General features: G+C 63.8%; 17 protein-coding genes and 1 pseudogene. 7 read left to right on the forward strand and 11 right to left on the reverse strand.

The features are described 5' to 3' along the window. The first annotated feature begins 79 nt into the window (after positions 1-79). The 3 genes from FPB55_RS20700 to FPB55_RS20710 are packed head-to-tail and all read left to right on the forward strand — an operon-like array spanning position 80 to position 2,947. The gene (locus FPB55_RS20700) at positions 80-1,201 is read left to right on the forward strand and encodes a glycosyltransferase family 1 protein (RefSeq protein ID WP_029887350.1); all 1,122 of its coding nucleotides are present in this window, start codon (positions 80-82) and stop codon (positions 1,199-1,201) included. Beyond that, positions 1,194-1,958, forward strand: a complete 765-nt coding sequence (locus FPB55_RS20705; RefSeq protein WP_144189187.1) for a DUF2334 domain-containing protein — start codon at positions 1,194-1,196, stop codon at positions 1,956-1,958. The genes FPB55_RS20700 and FPB55_RS20705 overlap by 8 nt, the downstream gene beginning before the upstream one ends. Next, the gene (locus tag FPB55_RS20710; protein WP_125855240.1) at positions 1,955-2,947 is read left to right on the forward strand and encodes a lysylphosphatidylglycerol synthase transmembrane domain-containing protein; all 993 of its coding nucleotides are present in this window, start codon (positions 1,955-1,957) and stop codon (positions 2,945-2,947) included. The genes FPB55_RS20705 and FPB55_RS20710 overlap by 4 nt, the downstream gene beginning before the upstream one ends. 209 nt (positions 2,948-3,156) lie before the next feature. Here FPB55_RS20710 and purU read toward each other — a convergent pair whose 3' ends face one another. After that, entirely contained in the window at positions 3,157-4,008 is an 852-nt protein-coding gene (purU, locus tag FPB55_RS20720) for a formyltetrahydrofolate deformylase (RefSeq protein WP_047149623.1), read from the reverse strand. A gap of 284 nt (positions 4,009-4,292) precedes the next feature. Between purU and mvaT the strand changes: the two genes are divergently transcribed. Next, positions 4,293-4,670 carry a histone-like nucleoid-structuring protein MvaT gene (gene mvaT, locus FPB55_RS20725; RefSeq protein ID WP_009685634.1) on the forward strand — a complete coding sequence of 126 codons (378 nt, stop codon included), beginning with the start codon at positions 4,293-4,295 and terminating at the stop codon, positions 4,668-4,670. A gap of 72 nt (positions 4,671-4,742) precedes the next feature. On the opposite strand, the gene sbcB is transcribed toward mvaT, so the two are convergent. The 3 genes from sbcB to FPB55_RS20740 all read right to left on the reverse strand — a co-directional run bounded on the left by sbcB (position 4,743) and on the right by FPB55_RS20740 (position 7,105). Next, the gene (gene sbcB / locus FPB55_RS20730) at positions 4,743-6,176 is read right to left on the reverse strand and encodes an exodeoxyribonuclease I (RefSeq protein ID WP_144189189.1); all 1,434 of its coding nucleotides are present in this window, start codon (positions 6,174-6,176) and stop codon (positions 4,743-4,745) included. Positions 6,177-6,235: 59 nt separating this feature from the next. After that, positions 6,236-6,595 (reverse strand): PilZ domain-containing protein, encoded by a 360-nt coding sequence (locus FPB55_RS20735; RefSeq protein WP_054905766.1) that lies wholly within the window; start codon positions 6,593-6,595, stop codon positions 6,236-6,238. Between the two features lie 123 nt (positions 6,596-6,718). Further along, positions 6,719-7,105, reverse strand: coding sequence for a hypothetical protein (locus FPB55_RS20740; protein ID WP_009685638.1), 387 nt, complete (start codon positions 7,103-7,105; stop codon positions 6,719-6,721). Between the two features lie 234 nt (positions 7,106-7,339). Between FPB55_RS20740 and pyk the strand changes: the two genes are divergently transcribed. Further along, complete coding sequence (pyk, locus tag FPB55_RS20745) at positions 7,340-8,794, forward strand: pyruvate kinase (RefSeq protein WP_144189191.1); 1,455 nt, start codon at positions 7,340-7,342, stop codon at positions 8,792-8,794. A gap of 130 nt (positions 8,795-8,924) precedes the next feature. Here the strand turns inward: pyk and FPB55_RS20750 are convergent, their stop codons facing one another. Then, positions 8,925-9,845 (reverse strand): iron-sulfur-binding ferredoxin reductase, encoded by a 921-nt coding sequence (locus FPB55_RS20750; RefSeq protein ID WP_029887344.1) that lies wholly within the window; start codon positions 9,843-9,845, stop codon positions 8,925-8,927. Positions 9,846-10,123: 278 nt separating this feature from the next. Here FPB55_RS20750 and FPB55_RS20755 point away from each other — a divergent pair, with 278 nt between their 5' ends. Beyond that, complete coding sequence (locus FPB55_RS20755) at positions 10,124-11,647, forward strand: fumarate hydratase (RefSeq protein ID WP_009685641.1); 1,524 nt, start codon at positions 10,124-10,126, stop codon at positions 11,645-11,647. Positions 11,648-11,751: 104 nt separating this feature from the next. Here FPB55_RS20755 and FPB55_RS20760 read toward each other — a convergent pair whose 3' ends face one another. Both FPB55_RS20760 and FPB55_RS20765 read right to left on the reverse strand, forming a co-directional pair. Continuing rightward, positions 11,752-12,624 carry a carbon-nitrogen hydrolase family protein gene (locus FPB55_RS20760; RefSeq protein ID WP_115294675.1) on the reverse strand — a complete coding sequence of 291 codons (873 nt, stop codon included), beginning with the start codon at positions 12,622-12,624 and terminating at the stop codon, positions 11,752-11,754. Beyond that, positions 12,621-13,211, reverse strand: coding sequence for a GNAT family N-acetyltransferase (locus tag FPB55_RS20765; RefSeq protein ID WP_009685643.1), 591 nt, complete (start codon positions 13,209-13,211; stop codon positions 12,621-12,623). The genes FPB55_RS20760 and FPB55_RS20765 overlap by 4 nt, the downstream gene beginning before the upstream one ends. Before the next feature lie 115 nt (positions 13,212-13,326). Here FPB55_RS20765 and FPB55_RS20770 point away from each other — a divergent pair, with 115 nt between their 5' ends. Then, entirely contained in the window at positions 13,327-13,725 is a 399-nt protein-coding gene (locus FPB55_RS20770) for a nuclear transport factor 2 family protein (RefSeq protein WP_029887342.1), read from the forward strand. Between the two features lie 43 nt (positions 13,726-13,768). Here the strand turns inward: FPB55_RS20770 and FPB55_RS20775 are convergent, their stop codons facing one another. From FPB55_RS20775 to FPB55_RS26875, 4 genes and pseudogenes are all read right to left on the reverse strand, one after another. Then, entirely contained in the window at positions 13,769-14,347 is a 579-nt protein-coding gene (locus tag FPB55_RS20775) for a DJ-1/PfpI family protein (RefSeq protein WP_009685645.1), read from the reverse strand. Between the two features lie 51 nt (positions 14,348-14,398). After that, positions 14,399-15,556, reverse strand: a complete 1,158-nt coding sequence (locus FPB55_RS20780) for a phosphatidylserine/phosphatidylglycerophosphate/cardiolipin synthase family protein (RefSeq protein ID WP_144189193.1) — start codon at positions 15,554-15,556, stop codon at positions 14,399-14,401. A gap of 1 nt (position 15,557) precedes the next feature. After that, a complete protein-coding gene (locus FPB55_RS20785) occupies positions 15,558-16,139 on the reverse strand; it encodes a YceI family protein (protein WP_009685647.1) in 582 nt (193 codons plus the stop codon). 84 nt (positions 16,140-16,223) lie between these two features. Continuing rightward, a pseudogene (locus FPB55_RS26875) lies at positions 16,224-16,394 on the reverse strand (acyl-CoA dehydrogenase); the annotation flags it as partial. Between the last annotated feature and the right edge of the window lie 9 nt (positions 16,395-16,403).

The following is a 16,403-nucleotide window of genomic DNA, read 5'->3' on the forward strand; positions in this document are numbered from 1 at the left end:
TCTGAAAGGTCAACCTTTAGGCGTGTCATCGCCGCCAACCAAGCGCCAGATGACAGACCCGAAAGACGATCCCGGAGGGATGCTGATCGTGCACATCGCCGACATCACCATGTTCTACGCCCCCGCCAGCGGTGGCGTACGAACTTATCTTGATGCCAAACATCACCGCCTCGACGCCATCCAGGGCGTACGCCATAGCCTGTTGATTCCTGGTGCCAGCGCCCACAATGCCGACGGCATCTACCAAGTACCGGCACTGCCGCTGCCTTTTGGCAAAGGCTACCGCTTCCCGGTACGCCTGGCCCCGTGGTGCAAGACCCTGCGTTCGCTCAAGCCGGACCTGATCGAGGTCGGCGACCCGTACCTGACTGCCTGGGCGGCGCTGGAGGCCCGGCGCCAGCTGGACGTGCCGGTAATCGGCTTCTACCACTCCGACCTGCCGCTGCTGGTCAGCAACCGCATGGGCAACTGGTTCACGCCCAATGTCGAGGCCTATGTCAGCAAGCTCTACGGGAATTTCGACCGGGTGCTGGCCCCCAGCCGGGTCATGGCCGACAAACTGCGCCGCCTGGGTGTGCGCGATGTACACGTACAACCGCTGGGCGTGGACCTGGCCACGTTCCACCCGTCCAAACGCGACGCCAATGTGCGTGCCGAGCTGGGTATCGCCGATACCACCCGCCTGCTGATCTACGCCGGGCGTGGCTCCCGGGAAAAGAACCTGCCGGTATTGCTGGCCTGCATGCAGCAGCTGGGCCACCCCTACCACCTGCTGTTGGTGGGCTCCGGCATGCCCGCCAATGTGCCGGACAACGTCAGTGTCATCGGCCAGTTCTGCCCGCCCGAGGAGGTCGCCCGGCTGATGGCCAGCGCCGACCTGCTGGTGCATGCCGGCGACCAGGAAACCTTCGGCCTGGTCATTCTCGAAGCCATGGCCAGTGCAACGCCGGTGGTCGCCGTGCGCGCGGGTGCCTTCGGCGAAATCGTCAATGACCAGTGCGGCCGCCTGTGTACAGCCAACGATGCCCAGGCCATGGCCACAGCCGTGCGCGAGGCATTCGAGGCAGGTGTGCGCAAGCTGGGCGCGCAGGCGCGCCGCCACGTCGAGCAACACTACTCATGGGACAACGTGGTCGCGGGCCTGCTGCAGCACTACCAGGCCGTGCTCGGCCATCAGCCTCTGGTGCGCGCCCATGCTTGAGTCACGCCCCGCACCGCGTAGCCTGATGCTGGTACTGCACGATGTCGCGCCTGAAACATGGCCCGACTACCAACCTTTCGTGGAGGCGGTGGATGCTATCGGCGGTGTGCCCATGACTTGGCTGGTGGTTCCGGACTTTCACCAGCGCAACCCGCTGTTGCGCTCACCGGCGTTCTGCCGCCTGCTTGAACGGCGCCTGGCCGAGGGCGACGAATTGGCGCTGCATGGCTACTACCATGCCGACAACGGCCCACCGCCGCGCACGCCAGGCGACTTCTTCATGCGCCGTATCTATACCCACGAAGGCGAGTTCTATGGCCTTGATCAGCAGCAGGCCCTGCAGCGCCTGGAACAGGGCCTGGCCGTGTTCGCCCAACAGCAATGGCCGGTGGCAGGTTTCGTGGCGCCAGCCTGGTTGATGAGCGAAGGCACCCGCCAGGCGCTGCGCCAGCTGCCTTTGCGCTACACCAGCACACCGCAGCACCTGTACCGCTTGCCCGAGTTCACCCCGATCAAGGCGCCAGGGCTGGTGTGGAGCGCCCGCAGTGCCTGGCGCCGGGGGCTTTCGCGGGCCCTGTGCGACTGGCAGTGCAGACGGTGGCAGAACGCCGAAAGCCTGCGCCTGGGCCTGCACCCGGTGGACATGCGCCACCGTAGCTCCCGCGAGTACTGGCTCAATACCCTGCGCACCCTGATGGCCCAAGGTCGCGAACCCCTCACCAAGTCCGCCTGGCTGGACCGACAGGTCAGCGCATGAGCCGTCTGGCCTGGCTAGGCCTGGCACTTGTCGCAGCAATGCTGGTGCCAGCCCTGCTTGGCGGCAGTGACCTGCTGCCCCGGTTGCAAGGGTTCGATCCTGGCCTGTTGCTGACCCTGCTGGGCATGATCCTGCTGTGCTGGGTGATCAACGCCATGCGCCTGCGCCTGTTGCTGGGCCAGCAAGGCGCAAGGCTTGGGTACCTGCGCAGCCTGGGCGTGGTGATGGCCACCGAGTTCGCCATCTGCACTACCCCCGGCGGCAGTGGTGGCCCGTTGACCCTGATGGCGCTGCTGGCACGCGAGCGCATCGGCCCGGCGCGCAGTGGCGCCGTGTTCGCCATGGACCAATTGAACGACCTGCTGTTCTTTTTCTGCGCGATGCTGGCGATTGCGGGCTACGCATTGTTTCACAGCCTGGGCCACAGCCAGCAAAGCATGTTGCTGGGCAGTGCGTTGCTGCTGTGCAGTGCGCTGGTTGGGGTGATCGGCTTGCTGCGCTACCGCCGCGCGCTCATGCGCCTCAACGGCAGGCTGCTGCAACGCCTGGGCGTGGCCGCACCGCGCAAGCGCCGCTGGGCCCGCAAACTGCTGCACTTCATCGCCGCACTGGCGCAGACCTGGCAGTTGCCCAAGCGCACGCTGGCGCTGGTGTTCACCCTCACCTGCATCCACTGGGGGCTGCGCTACAGCGTGTTGTACCTGGTATTGCGCGGGTTGGGCGGGGAGCTGGCATGGATCCCCAGCTTTCTGGTGCAGATGCTGTCGCTCAGTGCCGGGCAATTCAGCCTGCTACCGGGCGGGGCAGGTGCGGCCGAGCTGACGTCTGCAAGCCTGCTGACGCCGCTGGTGGGCAGCTCCACCGCCGCCGCGGCGATCCTCATCTGGCGGGCAGTCACTTATTACTTTTACCTGCTGGCAGGCGGGCCGGTGTTCGTGTGCCTGCTGGCGCGTCCGTTGCTGACGCGCTGGCGGCGCCAGGCGGGTTGAGCCGCTGCCACAGTTCGGCGGCGCCGGGGAAATCGGTGCCGTCGGTGTCGGCCAGCGCTTGCGGGTCGTAGCGCGCCAGGCAGCCTTCACCCACGGTGGGCGGGGCCGTAGCGGTGGGTTGGTTGCGCCGTTTGGCCATCGGTATGTTCCTCAAGCGTAGCGATAGGGCTGCCGAGCAGCCCCAAAGGCTTGCAGGCAACCCAACGGTATCAGTCGAAGACCACCGTCTTGTTGCCATGCACAAGCACGCGGTCTTCGAGGTGATAACGCAGGCCACGTGCCAGCACCATCTTTTCCACATCACGGCCAAAGCGAACCATGTCTTCGATGCTGTCAGCGTGGCTGACGCGCACCACATCCTGCTCGATGATCGGGCCGGCATCCAGTTCTTCGGTGACGTAGTGGCACGTTGCACCGATCAGCTTCACCCCACGCAGCGCGGCCTGGTGGTAAGGCTTGGCACCCACGAACGACGGCAGGAAGCTGTGGTGAATGTTGATGACCTTCTCCGCGTAGTCCCGGCACAGTTGCGGCGGCAGGATTTGCATGTAGCGGGCCAGCACCACGACATCGGCCGCGTGCTCTTCGACCAGGCGCGACACTTCGGCAAAGGCCGGGGCCTTGTCCTTGGGGTCGACCGGTACATGGAAGAACGGTATGCCGTGCCACTCGACCATGCTGCGCAGGTCGTCGTGGTTGGAAATGACACACGGGATCTCGCAGTCCAGTTCATCGGTATGCCAGCGGTGCAGCAGGTCAGCCAGGCAATGCGACTCGCGGCTGGCCATCAGCACCACGCGCTTTTTCTGCGCCGAGTCGGTAATCCGCCAGGTCATGGAGAACTCTTCGGCAATCGGCGCAAACGCCTCACGGAAGGCTTCGATACCGAAGGGCAATGATTCGGCGCGGATTTCATGACGCATGAAGAACCAGCCGCTCTGCTCATCGGAGTGATGGCTGGCTTCGTTGATCCAGCCATTGTACAAGGCCAGGAAATTACTGACTTTCGCCACGATCCCTACACGGTCGGGGCAGGCGATCACCAGACGATAGGTGCGCATGAATGAGACTCCAGAACTTCGCAAAGGCGCTTATTCTAGCGGCACGCAAGGAAAAGCGCAGTATTGATTGCAGCGGCCGCGGCCACTGTAGCAACCACGCTGGCAATGTGGACACTATCTGACACAGCCGGCGAAATGGCACACGCTAATGTAAATTTTTGTTCATCGGAGAAATATTGTCACAGCTTAATCAACAGTTAATTGCCCAACATTATGTTTACTTGCGAGTATCGGCTGTCTATTATTGCCCCACACATTTCTGAACACGCATTAAGGAACACTCCATGTCCCTGATCAACGAGTACCGCGCCACCGAAGAAGCCATCAAAGAACTTCAGGCTCGCCTGGCCAACCTGTCGCAGGACGACAAGCTGAAGAAAGAGCTGGAGTTCGAAGGCAAACTGCGCAACCTGATGGGCGAGTACTCCAAGTCCCTGCGCGACGTGATTGCCCTGCTCGACCCAGAGTCGAAACTGAGCAAAGCACCGCGTGGCACCGTCAAGGCTGTTGCTACCAAGCGTGCCCGCAAGGTCAAGCAATACAAGAACCCGCACAACGGTGAAGTGATCGAAACCAAAGGCGGCAACCACAAGACCCTGAAAGAGTGGAAAGCCAAGTGGGGCGGCGACGTGGTCGAGAGCTGGGCTACCCTGCTGGACTGATTGTTCAGCCCCTGCCCTCTTATCGCAATACAAAGCGCCGGCACATTGCCGGCGTTTTTGTTTGTCTGGCCTTCAGTCAATTGCAAACTGTTGTTGCAAGTTCCGGGCATGTACTTGCCATGCCTCCAGCACGCGCCGCCCGGCCTCGTCGGCGCGCTCCCAGGCCTGCAGATGCGCCTGCTGGAAATCACCCAATGTGTTCGGCGCCCCCCACTGCGGCTGGCTAAGGCGCTGCTGGCAGAACGCATACCACCGCTGGCGCTCCTCGGGAGTCAAGGTGTCCGGAAAGTTGCGCGCCCGGTAACGGAACAACAGCTCAGGCAAGCGCGGGTCATCGAACAGCCACTGCCCCCGGCCCAATTGCGCCGGTTCCAGCGCACGAACTTGCTCGCATAGACGCCGGTCACGGTCACCAATAAAACCGTTATACAACTGCTGCTCCGGGTCCTCACTCGGCGCGAAATCGTCCTTGCCGTAAATGTGCTCCAGCTTGTCCTGCCATTGCGCCTGTTGATCGGCCAACTGTTCACCGCGCGATTGTAACAACGTCAAGTCGATGCCCAGCCGCTGTTGATCGGCAGGGCGTAATACCGACAGTGGCGCAAGTACCGGGCAGCGATTGATCTGTACCAGTTTAAGCGGCACCGGTAGTTCGCCCTCGGCCAAATCCTCGTGCCGGGTGTACAAGCGCTGACGCAATACTTCAGCACTTTCCCGGAGTAATGGCAGGGTTTCCTGATGCAGGTCGCAGACAATCAGTGTATTGCGATTGTGCGGGTGCCAGGCCAATGGCAAGACCACCCCCAGGTAACTACGCGCTGCTGAAAAACGCCCGGATACATGCACCAGCGGTTGTAGCAAGCGGATCTGTTCCATGACTTTATGCTTGCTGCGCAACTGGAACAGCCAGTCATACAACTTGGGCTGTTTCTGCCGGATCAGTCGCGCCAGGGCAATGGTTGCCCGCACGTCGGAAAGCGCTTCATGCGCATGCCCGTGATCAATGCCGTTGGCCTTGCTCAACAGCTCCAGACGCAGGCTGGTGCGCCCGTCCTGCTGCGGCCACTCGATGCCCTCCGGGCGCAGGGCGTAGGCCGTGCGCACGATGTCGATCAGGTCCCAGCGGCTGTTGCCGCCCTGCCATTCACGGGCATAGGGGTCGAAAAAATTCCGGTACAGGCTGTAGCGGGTCACTTCGTCATCGAAACGCAGGGTGTTGTAGCCCGCCCCACAGGTGCCTGGTTGGGCCAGCTGCGCATGCACGCGGGTCATGAATTCGGCTTCGCACAGGCCCTGCTCGGCCAGTAACTGCGGGGTGATGCCAGTCACCAGGCACGCAGCCGGGTGCGGCAGAATATCGTCGGCGGGGCGGCAGTAAAGGCTGATCGGCTCGTCGATCTCGTTGAGGTCGAAGTCGGTGCGCAGGCCGGCGACCTGCAGCGGCCGGTCACAGCGCGTGTTGATGCCGGTGGTTTCGTAGTCGTGCCAGAAAATGCTGGAGGTCACGGGGTCGTCCTGTCTTGCGAGGTCGACCCGATTCTAACGCGATTCCAGGGCGCCAAGGCTCAGGCAGAGGCGTTGGCCGGGCGGAAGCTGAAATAGTCGCGCAGCGAGCGCACGAAATCGTCGTACTCGCGCGGGGCCTGCAGCAGCATGAAGCCCGAATCGTAATGCCCAGGGGTCTGGTCCTCACTGCACCACAGGCAACTGGCGGTCAGGTTGACGAACTGGAACCCGCCGCCGGCCAGCGGCATGCGAAGTTGCAGTTCATAATCGGGCCCTATCAGCACGGGCAGTTGGCTGATGACCATCAGGCCGTCTTCCGAGGCATTGCCGAGCAGGCCGATTTCCTGGTCGGTAAAGCGGTTGAACACCTTGAGGGCACAAGGGAGCTGATGGCGTTCGATGCGGCGTTTGTTGAACATGATGGCGAGTGTATTCCGTACCTGATGCCAGGAATACAAGGTACTGGCGGTTGTTGTAACAGCTGGGTTACAGAGTAGCGCAGCACGCGCCGCGAAGCCCGTGAAATAAACCACACCTTTGTATTAGCGCCAAGGTGCAGTAGTCGCCGGCCGGGCCACGGCCGCTTCGGTACCGCGCAAATGGCCGAGCTTCTCCAGCGTCTGCAGGCGGGCCTGGGCGCGATAGGCGTACTCGTTGCGCGGGTATTGCTGGATCAGGTACTGGTAGGTCTGGGCGGCGTCCACGTACAACGCCTGGCGCTCCAGGCACTGGCCGCGCAGCAGCGACACTTCAGGGTGGATGAACGGGCGCGCGCGGCTGGTACGGTCTACTTGTGACAGCTCCAGCATCACCCGCGCGCAATCACCCCGGTCATAGGCGCGATAGGCATTGTTCAGGTGGTGGTCCATGGACCAGCGGGTACAGCCGACAGCACTGGCGGCGAGGGCGAAAACGATCAGGGCTCGCATGGCAATCTCCTTTGATAGCAAACCTATCGGCCGCTGTCGGGTTTTCTTCAGCGGCGCGCGACAAGTGCCAGGCCGCCACGAGCGGCATGAATGCCGCACGCGCTTTTCCTTGTAGCTTACTGCTTGTAGCTTGCAGCTGCCCTACCCCGGAAGTCACAGGTAGTGCAACGGAACAATGACTACAGCGAGATTCAGGAGTAGCCTTTCGCTGCGCTTCACTATAGGAGTCTGTGCATGAGCATCCGCCGTACCAAAATCGTCGCCACCCTTGGCCCCGCCAGCAACTCGCCGGAAGTGATCGAACAGCTGATCCTCGCCGGTCTCGACGTGGCACGCCTGAACTTCTCCCACGGCACGCCGGACGAGCACAAGGCCCGCGCGCGCCTGATCCGCGACATCGCTGCCAAGAACGGCCGCCATGTTGCACTGCTGGGCGACCTGCAGGGTCCGAAGATCCGCATCGCGAAGTTCGCCAACAAGCGCATCGAACTGAAGATCGGTGACAAGTTCACCTTCTCCACCGCCCACCCGCTGACCGAAGGCAACCAGGATATCGTCGGCATCGACTACCCGGACCTGGTCAAGGACTGCGGTGTCGGTGACGAACTGCTGCTCGACGATGGCCGCGTGGTCATGCGCGTCGAAACCGCCACCGCCGATGCCCTGCACTGCGTGGTGATCATCGGTGGCCCGCTGTCGGACCACAAGGGCATCAACCGTAAAGGTGGCGGCCTGACCGCACCGGCCCTGACCGAAAAGGACAAGGCCGACATCAAGCTGGCTGCGGAAATGGACCTGGACTACCTGGCCGTGTCGTTCCCGCGGGACGCCAGCGACATGGAATACGCGCGCAAGCTGCGTGACGAGTCCGGTGGCAGCGCCTGGCTGGTGGCCAAGATCGAGCGCGCCGAAGCCGTCGCCGACGACGAGACCCTGGACAAGCTGATCCTCGCTTCCGATGCCGTCATGGTCGCCCGCGGTGACCTGGGCGTGGAAATCGGCGACGCCGAGCTGATCGCCATTCAGAAGAAGATCATCCAGCACGCTCGCCGCAACAACAAGGCAGTGATCGTGGCGACCCAGATGATGGAGTCGATGGTCCAGAACCCGATGCCGACCCGTGCCGAAGTGTCCGACGTGGCCAACGCCGTGCTCGACAACACCGACGCGGTCATGCTGTCGGCGGAAAGTGCTGCCGGTTCGTACCCGATCGAAGCCGTACAGGCCATGGCCCGCATCTGCTCCGGTGCCGAGAAGCACCCGACCAGCCAGCGCTCCAGCCACCGCCTGCACACCACCTTCGAGCGCTGCGACGAAAGCATCGCCCTGGCGGCGATGTACACGGCCAACCACTTCCCGGGCGTGAAGGCGATCATCGCCTTGACTGAAAGCGGCTACACCCCGCTGATCATGTCGCGCCTGCGCTCGCACGTGCCGATTTTCGCGCTCTCGCCGCACCGCGCGACCCAGGCACGGGCCAACATGTTCCGTGGCGTCTACCCGATTGCCTTCGACCCCGCTTCGCTGCCCGCCGACAAAGTCAGCCAGGCAGCTGTCGACGAACTGCTCAAGCGTGGCTTGGTAGAACAAGGCGACTGGGTGATCCTGACCAAAGGGGACAGCTACCACACCATCGGTGGCACCAATGGCATGAAGATCCTGCATGTGGGTGATCCGCTGGTCGGCTGAGCCTGCCTCAAAGGGGGGCCGCTCTGCGGCCCTTCGCGGGCATGCCCGCTCCTACAGGGTATAGCGCTAGCCTCACCCCTGTGGGAGCGGGCGAGCCCGCGAATAGGCCGGCACAATCAACCCGACTGCCTCAGGCATGCTCAACGAAGACGTCAGTAAACACCTGCCCTCGCGGCACCCCGGCAATGAACAGCCGCCGCGCAAACCGGTCCACACTCCCCGCTGCCCCACACACCAGCGCCACCGTCTGCCGCGAAGGCGGGCGCAACCGCGCCAGCGCTTCATCCATCTGCTCTTCCAGCACCAGCTCGACCTGCACGCCCTGCAGCTGCATCAGGGGTTCAGCCAGATAGTGCCCGGCGCTGTTGCGCGCCACATGCAGCACCCGAATCTCGCCGCGATGCCCCTGCCGCACAGCCTCACGCAAGATGCCCCACAGCGGCGCAAGCCCGGTTCCAGCTGCCAGCAGCCAGAGCGGCCGATCCTGCCAATCCAAATCGTAGTGCAACGCACCACCCCTGAATTCGCCCAGGCGCAGCACATCTGCTACCTGCAAACCACGAGCCTTGTCGCAAAAGGCGCCGGGTCGCCGGCAATCGATGTGAAACTCCAGGAAGTCATCTTCCCCCGGCAGGCTGGCCAGTGAATAAGGCCGCGCTACCGAACCATTCCACAGCACCACATGCTGCCCCGCCTGGTAACGCACCGCCCGCTCGGGCCGTAGCCGTACACGCAACACGTCACCGTACCAGTCCAGCGCACAGACGTGCGCCGGCACACCATCGCGCTGCGGGTCGAACAACGCAACCTGCAAGTCCTCGATCACCCTGCACTGGCAAGCCAGGCGCCAGCCCAGGGCGTGCTGGTCCAGGGCCAGGGCCTCAGGCATGGCGTCCAGCGGCTGCCCGGCCTGGCAGTGCACCAGGCAGGCGTGGCAGCTTCCGGCGCGGCAGCTGTAGGGCACGTTGAGCCCGGCCTCGTTCAGGGCATCGAGCAGGTTGCTGCCGGTCGGCACCGCCCAGCGGTGCTCGCCTACGCAAAGTTCGGGCATCTTCAGGTATCTCTTCCCGCTTCAGGTTGTGGGGGGCGCTCTGCGCGCCCGTCGATAGTAAGGCCAACCACAGGCGTCAGCAGCAAAAAGGATGCCCAGCCCCAACCGACCAAGGTCCAGACCACTCGCAGGTGTGCCACGCGGTGAGGCACGCTATACTGCCGCGCCCTTTTGCGTCGGCCATGCTGCCGGCGCGCCTTTGCAAGGCGTCTCGACATGCTGGTCGGCACCGTCGAGCGTCTCTATGAATGTTCCCGTCTTTAAGAGGAGCGCGCTGCATGACCGTGATCAAGCAAGACGACCTGATTCAGAGCGTCGCCGACGCCCTGCAATTCATCTCGTACTACCACCCCGTCGATTTCATCCAGGCCATGCACGAGGCCTATCTGCGCGAAGAGTCGCCTGCTGCCCGCGACTCCATCGCCCAGATCCTGATCAACTCGCGCATGTGCGCCACCGGCCACCGCCCGATCTGCCAGGACACCGGTATCGTCACCGTGTTCGTGCGTGTGGGTATGGATGTGCGCTGGGACGGTGCCACCCTGAGCGTCGACGACATGATCAACGAAGGTGTGCGTCGCGCCTACAACCTGCCTGAAAACGTCCTGCGTGCCTCGATCCTGGCCGACCCGGCCGGTGCCCGCAAGAACACCAAGGACAACACCCCGGCCGTTATCCACTATTCCATCGTGCCTGGCGACAAGGTCGAGGTCGATGTCGCCGCCAAGGGCGGCGGCTCGGAGAACAAGTCGAAGATGGCCATGCTCAACCCGTCCGACTCGATCGTCGACTGGGTGCTCAAGACCGTACCGACCATGGGTGCTGGCTGGTGCCCGCCTGGCATGCTCGGCATCGGCATTGGCGGTACCGCCGAGAAGGCCGCGGTCATGGCCAAGGAAGTGTTGATGGAGTCCATCGACATCCATGAGCTCAAAGCCCGTGGCCCACAAAACCGCCTGGAAGAAATCCGCCTGGAGCTGTTCGAGAAGGTCAACCAACTGGGCATCGGTGCCCAGGGCCTGGGTGGCCTGACCACCGTGCTCGACGTGAAGATCATGGACTACCCGACCCACGCCGCTTCGCTGCCGGTGTGCATGATCCCCAACTGCGCCGCCACCCGCCACGCGCACTTCGTGCTCGATGGCTCCGGCCCGGCCGAGCTGGAAGCGCCATCGCTGGACGCCTACCCGGAAATCGTCTGGGAAGCCGGCCCAAGCGCACGTCGCGTCAACCTCGACGATATCACCCCGGAAGAAGTCGCCAGCTGGAAGCCGGGCGAAACCATCCTGCTCAACGGCAAGATGCTGACCGGCCGCGACGCCGCGCACAAGCGCATGGTGGAAATGCTCAACCGTGGCGAAGCGCTGCCAGTGGACCTCAAAGGCCGCTTCATCTACTACGTTGGCCCGGTCGACCCGGTCGGTGACGAAGTGGTTGGCCCTGCCGGCCCGACCACCGCGACCCGCATGGACAAGTTCACCCGCCAGATCCTCGAGCAGACAGGCCTGCTGGGCATGATCGGCAAGTCCGAACGTGGCCCCACCGCGATCGAAGCGATCAAGGACAACAAGGCCGTATACCTGATGGCTGTGGGCGGCGCTGCCTACCTGGTAGCCCAGGCTATCCGCAAGTCCAAGGTACTGGCCTTCGCCGAACTGGGCATGGAAGCGATCTACGAGTTCGAGGTCAAGGACATGCCAGTTACTGTTGCCGTAGACAGCAACGGTGAGTCGGTGCACATCACTGGCCCTGCCCTGTGGCAGAGCAAGATTGCCCAGAGCCTGGCAGTCGAAGTCAAGTAAGCCTGATGTAACAGCGGCGCCTGCTTCGCGGGTGAACCCGCTCCTACAGGGACCTCATGTCCCCGGTGGGAGCGGGTTCACCCGCGAAGCAGGCGCCGCTGCTTTCAACGCACTCTGTCAAACTGCTCCGGCCAGTCCCTGCGGGTAAACACCTGCCCTTCCCGCCGCACCCGCCGTACTTCCTCAAGGTCCACGTCACACACCAGCCACTGGCTTCTGCCCGGCTCCAGCGCTGCGCTCAAGGCAATCACACCGTCCCCCGGCATGCCATGGTCCGGCGGTACGAACAACCCTGCCCGGCCAATATTCTCATCCAGCGCCGGCGACCAGGCCGCCAGCCCTACCGTCGGGCTCTGCAACACCGCTATCTGGTTCTCCAGCGCCCGTGCCTGGGCACCGATGCGCACCCGGTGATAGCCCGCCTCGGTGTCGGTGCAGCTCGGTGCCAGGATCAGGTCGGCACCCAACTCGGCCAACTGCCGGGCCAGCATCGGGAACTCATTGTCGTAGCAGATCAGAATGCCCACACGCCCCAGTGCAGTATCGAACACCCGCAGCCCCTGGCCTGCGCTGATGCCCCACTGCTCTCGCTCGAAGCGGGTCATCATCAGTTTGTCCTGGTACCCCAGCGGCCCCTCGGGACCGAACAGCCAGGCGCGGTTGCGGTAGGCACCGTCATTGTCCAGCACCGGCACGCTCCCCGGCTGCAGGTAGATGCCCCAGCGCCTGGCCATGCGTTCACACAAGGCTGCCCAGGCGCCGATCAGCGGTTGGATCCCGGCAATCGAACCCAGCAGGTCGCCCCGCTGTTCACCTCTCAACTGGCCGCTGAGTACCAGCCCGGCATACTCGGGCAGCAACAGCAAACGGGCGCCCGCCGCCACCGCTTCGGCACACAGGCCCTGCAGGTGGTCGGCGTAGGCGTCCCAGGTTTCATGCAGTTCGATGGCGTACTGGCAGGCCGCCAGGCGGATCATACCGGCAGTTCCTTCAGCCAGAACGACATCAGCTTGTCGGAGCTTTCCTGCTCGTCCAGGTCACGCCAGGCATAGCGGGTGCGCAGCGACGGGTCGTGCAGGAAACCGCGGTTACGCCAGAAACCATGCAACGGCTTGTAGTCTGCAGGCCGGCGCGGGTGTACACCGGGCCGCTCGACCGCACAGAACGCGCAGTAGTCGAACTCGGCCAGTTTGTGGGCATAAGACTCGCGTTCGATGAAGAAACGCACGCCCAAACCTTGGCCGCGGTACTCCGGCAATACCAGCGACTCACCAAAGTAATAAACGCTGGCCGGGTCCCGCCCCTGGGCCAGGAACGGCTGCTGGAACTCCGGGGCCACGTCCACCAGCGGCAGGCCGGTAGATGCACCCACCACCTGGCCTTGGTCCAGCGCCAGCACCACCAGGCTGCGCCCGGAACGGGCATAGTTGGCCAGGTAGTCGGCTTCGTACTCCGGGGTGCCGTCGTACAGGTAGGGGAACTCGCGGAATACGGTAAGGCGCAAGCGAGCGAGGTCATCGATATAGGGCGCGATAGCGGCGCCGTGCAACAGGCGTATTTCCATGCTTGGCGGTCGTTTTGTCGATGTGGATGACGCGCTCGGCTAAGCCGGGCTTGAGGGGGAACCGTATCATCCGGGGCAACGACCCGCCTTTTCCCTACACGACAGGTATTGTTCCATGACCGCTACCGAACTGGTAAATGCGTACTACGCTGCCTTCAACGCCGGCGACATGCCGGGCTTTCTGGCACTGCTCAGCGAAGACGTGATCCACGACATCAACCAGGGCGAGCGGCAGATGGGCAAGGCCAGGTTTGCAGCGTTCATGGACAAGATGAACCGCTGCTACCGCGAGCGCCTGGCCGACATCGTGGTCATGCAGAACGCCGACGGCAGCCGTGCGGCGGCGGAGTTCACCGTGCATGGCCAGTACCTGGCCAATGACGATGGGTTGCCGCCTGCGAACGGGCAGACCTACGTGCTGCCGGCCGGGGCCTTCTTCTACATCCATTGCGGCAAGATTGCCCGCGTGACCAACTACTACAACCTCAATGACTGGGTTGAACAGGTAGGTTGAGCCTGTACGGGCCTGTTCGCGGGTTCACCTGCGAACACCCCTGTCAGGCGATGCGGGTGCCCAGCACCTTGAGGAAGGCCGCCAGCCACGCCGGGTGCGCCGGCCAGGCCGGGGCGGTTACCAGGTTACCATCCACATGGGCCTGGTCCACGGCGATGTCGATGAACGTCCCACCCGCCAGCCGCACCTCCGGCGCACACGCCGGGTAGGCGCTGCATTCGCGCCCTTCCAGCACCCCGGCCGCTGCCAGCAACTGCGCACCATGGCACACTGCTGCAATCGGCTTGCCAGCCTGGTCGAACGCCCGCACCAGCTCCAGCACCTTCTCATCCAGGCGCAGGTACTCCGGCGCCCGGCCACCCGGGATCAGCAGCGCGTCGTAGCGCTCGGGCCGCACCCGCACGAAATCGAAGTTCAGGGCAAAGTTGTGCCCGGGTTTTTCACTGTAGGTCTGCTCACCCTCGAAATCATGAATCGCGGTACGCACGGTCTGCCCCGCCAGCTTCTCCGGGCACACCGCGTGCACCGTGTGGCCGACCATGCTCAGTGCCTGGAACGGCACCATTGCTTCGTAATCCTCGACGTAATCGCCGACCAGCATCAGAATTTTTTTCGCCGTCATCGCACACACTCCTTCGCTCGCCCGTGAACAGTCATTGCACGATAGCCGCTATCAGTCGCGGCGGTCGAGCAGGTTCACCACCAGCCGGTCGAGCCAGCCCCAGATGCGCTGCTTGACCCGCCGCCACAGCGGCCGGGCGTGCCAATGGGCCAGGTCGACTTCCTCGCTCAGGGCAAAATCGCGCTCGAAGCTGGCGACCACGGCCGCCGTCAGCGGTGGGTCCAGTGCCTCGATGTTGGCTTCCAGGTTGAAGCGCAGGTTCCAATGGTCGAAATTGCAGGAGCCAACGCTGACCCAGTCGTCCACCACGGCCATCTTCAGGTGCAGGAAGCACGGCTGGTACTCGAAAATGCGTACACCAGCGCGCAGCAGGCGCGGGTAGTAGCGGTGCCCGGCATAACGGACCGAGGGGTGGTCGGTGCGCGGCCCGGTCAGCAGCAGCCGCACGTCCAGGCCCTTGCTGGCAGCCCGGCGCAAGGAACGGCGTACACTCCAGGTTGGCAAGAAGTAGGGTGTGGCCAGCCATACCCGTTGCTTGCCGCTGTTCAGGGCGCGCACCAGCGCGTGCAGGATATCCTGGTGCTGACGGGCGTCGGCGTAGGCTACCCGGCCCATGCCATGCCCCTGCGCCGGCACCTTGGGCAGGCGCGGCAAGCCAAAGCCCTCGGCGGGGCGCCATGCGGTGCGGCGGTTGTTGGCATGCCACTGGCGGTCGAACAGCAATTGCCAGTCGGCCACCACCGGGCCTTGCATCTGCACCATTACCTCGTGCCAGTCACTGCGCGCCTGGCCGGGTGTCCAGAACTCATCGGTTACGCCCGTGCCGCCGACCACGGCCCAGCGCTCGTCCACCAACAGCAGCTTGCGGTGGTCGCGGTACAAGTTGCGCAGGCCGCGCTTCCAGCGCAGGGGGTTGTACCAGCGCAGCTCCACCCCCGCCGCCAGCAAGCGCTGGCGTAGCGTGCTGTTGAAGGCCAGCGAACCGTAGTCGTCAAACAGGCAGCGCACTCGCACACCCCGCCGGGCCGTGTGCTCCAGCGCTTCGACCACCGCCTCGGCACAGGCCCCAGCCTCGACTAGGTAGAGTTCCAGGTCTACCTGCGACTCGGCGCGCTCGATCGCCGCAAGCATGCGCGGAAAGAACTCGGGGCCGTCGATCAGCAGCTCGAACTGGTTACCCTCCCGCCAGGGAAATACCGGCCCCGGCATGTCAGCGCGCGGTGAAAATCAGCACCGCATTGACCGGCACCGACGGGTTGATGGACTTGAGCTTGGCAAACTTGCGCAGGTTTTCCAGCCCCGGCAGCAGGCCAAAGTCCTCGGCACGCAGCAGCAGTGGCTCGAGGGTGACCACCTGGAACCGTCGCGCATCCAGGCGGGTTGCCAGCAACAAGGCGTTGTAGCGGTGCGACTGCCCGTGCAAGGTGACCGTCAGCGGCAGGCGCAGCTCGATCTGGGCACCATCGGCCAGGTCATTGATCGGGCGCAGGTCGATTTGCGCCTTCACCGTGGCCTCGGCAAAGCGGCCGACCTCGAACAGCTGGTCACGCATCTGCTCGTCACGCAGGGGGATGCCACTGCTGACCGAATCCATCTCGATGCGCAAGCCCGCCACGCCCTTGTTGTCGACCGAACCATGCAGCACCAGGAAGCGATGCACTTCGGCGGTATCGCCGTTCTTGCCGGTAATGAACGACAAGCGCGAAGACTCGCCATCGAGGTGCCAGTTGGCATGGGCGGGCAGGCAAACAGCCAGCAACAGGGCGAAGAGCGCGGAGGGCAACTTGAACATGACAAATCTCAGAAAACCAAGCCGCCAACCTTACCCGCCCGCTTTACCGGCAGCAAGCGGCGTGCCCTGCAGGGTCTTGCGCACTCATGCAGAGCCCACAGCAGCCCAGGCCTTGTGCAGCCGTTTCTCCCGCGCCGCCGCAACCAGCGCCATCACCCCCTGATCCCGCTGCCACAGCTCGGCCCAATGCGCCGGCCCCGCCGCCAACGCCGCGTCTACCTGCGGCCGCAGGGCCTGGAATGGCACGTACAAGCCCCTGGGTGT

It is taken from the genome of Pseudomonas sp. BJP69 (assembly GCF_007633355.1).
GTDB lineage: Bacteria > Pseudomonadota > Gammaproteobacteria > Pseudomonadales > Pseudomonadaceae > Aquipseudomonas > Aquipseudomonas juntendi.

Excerpts from the sequence above, each read along its gene's own strand:
- FPB55_RS20755 (WP_009685641.1), top strand. The coding sequence starts at position 10,124 with ATGACCGTGATCAAGCAAGACGACCTGATTCAGAGCGTCGCCGACGCC.
- FPB55_RS20750 (WP_029887344.1), bottom strand. The coding sequence starts at position 9,845 with ATGCCCGAACTTTGCGTAGGCGAGCACCGCTGGGCGGTGCCGACCGGC.
- FPB55_RS20775 (WP_009685645.1), bottom strand. The coding sequence starts at position 14,347 with ATGACGGCGAAAAAAATTCTGATGCTGGTCGGCGATTACGTCGAGGAT.
- FPB55_RS20700 (WP_029887350.1), top strand. The coding sequence starts at position 80 with ATGCTGATCGTGCACATCGCCGACATCACCATGTTCTACGCCCCCGCC.
- FPB55_RS20785 (WP_009685647.1), bottom strand. The coding sequence starts at position 16,139 with ATGTTCAAGTTGCCCTCCGCGCTCTTCGCCCTGTTGCTGGCTGTTTGC.
- FPB55_RS20760 (WP_115294675.1), bottom strand. The coding sequence starts at position 12,624 with ATGATCCGCCTGGCGGCCTGCCAGTACGCCATCGAACTGCATGAAACC.
- FPB55_RS20735 (WP_054905766.1), bottom strand. The coding sequence starts at position 6,595 with ATGTTCAACAAACGCCGCATCGAACGCCATCAGCTCCCTTGTGCCCTC.
- FPB55_RS20705 (WP_144189187.1), top strand. The coding sequence starts at position 1,194 with ATGCTTGAGTCACGCCCCGCACCGCGTAGCCTGATGCTGGTACTGCAC.
- pyk (WP_144189191.1), top strand. The coding sequence starts at position 7,340 with ATGAGCATCCGCCGTACCAAAATCGTCGCCACCCTTGGCCCCGCCAGC.
- FPB55_RS20765 (WP_009685643.1), bottom strand. The coding sequence starts at position 13,211 with ATGGAAATACGCCTGTTGCACGGCGCCGCTATCGCGCCCTATATCGAT.
- purU (WP_047149623.1), bottom strand. The coding sequence starts at position 4,008 with ATGCGCACCTATCGTCTGGTGATCGCCTGCCCCGACCGTGTAGGGATC.
- FPB55_RS20770 (WP_029887342.1), top strand. The coding sequence starts at position 13,327 with ATGACCGCTACCGAACTGGTAAATGCGTACTACGCTGCCTTCAACGCC.
- FPB55_RS20780 (WP_144189193.1), bottom strand. The coding sequence starts at position 15,556 with ATGCCGGGGCCGGTATTTCCCTGGCGGGAGGGTAACCAGTTCGAGCTG.
- FPB55_RS20740 (WP_009685638.1), bottom strand. The coding sequence starts at position 7,105 with ATGCGAGCCCTGATCGTTTTCGCCCTCGCCGCCAGTGCTGTCGGCTGT.
- FPB55_RS20710 (WP_125855240.1), top strand. The coding sequence starts at position 1,955 with ATGAGCCGTCTGGCCTGGCTAGGCCTGGCACTTGTCGCAGCAATGCTG.
- mvaT (WP_009685634.1), top strand. The coding sequence starts at position 4,293 with ATGTCCCTGATCAACGAGTACCGCGCCACCGAAGAAGCCATCAAAGAA.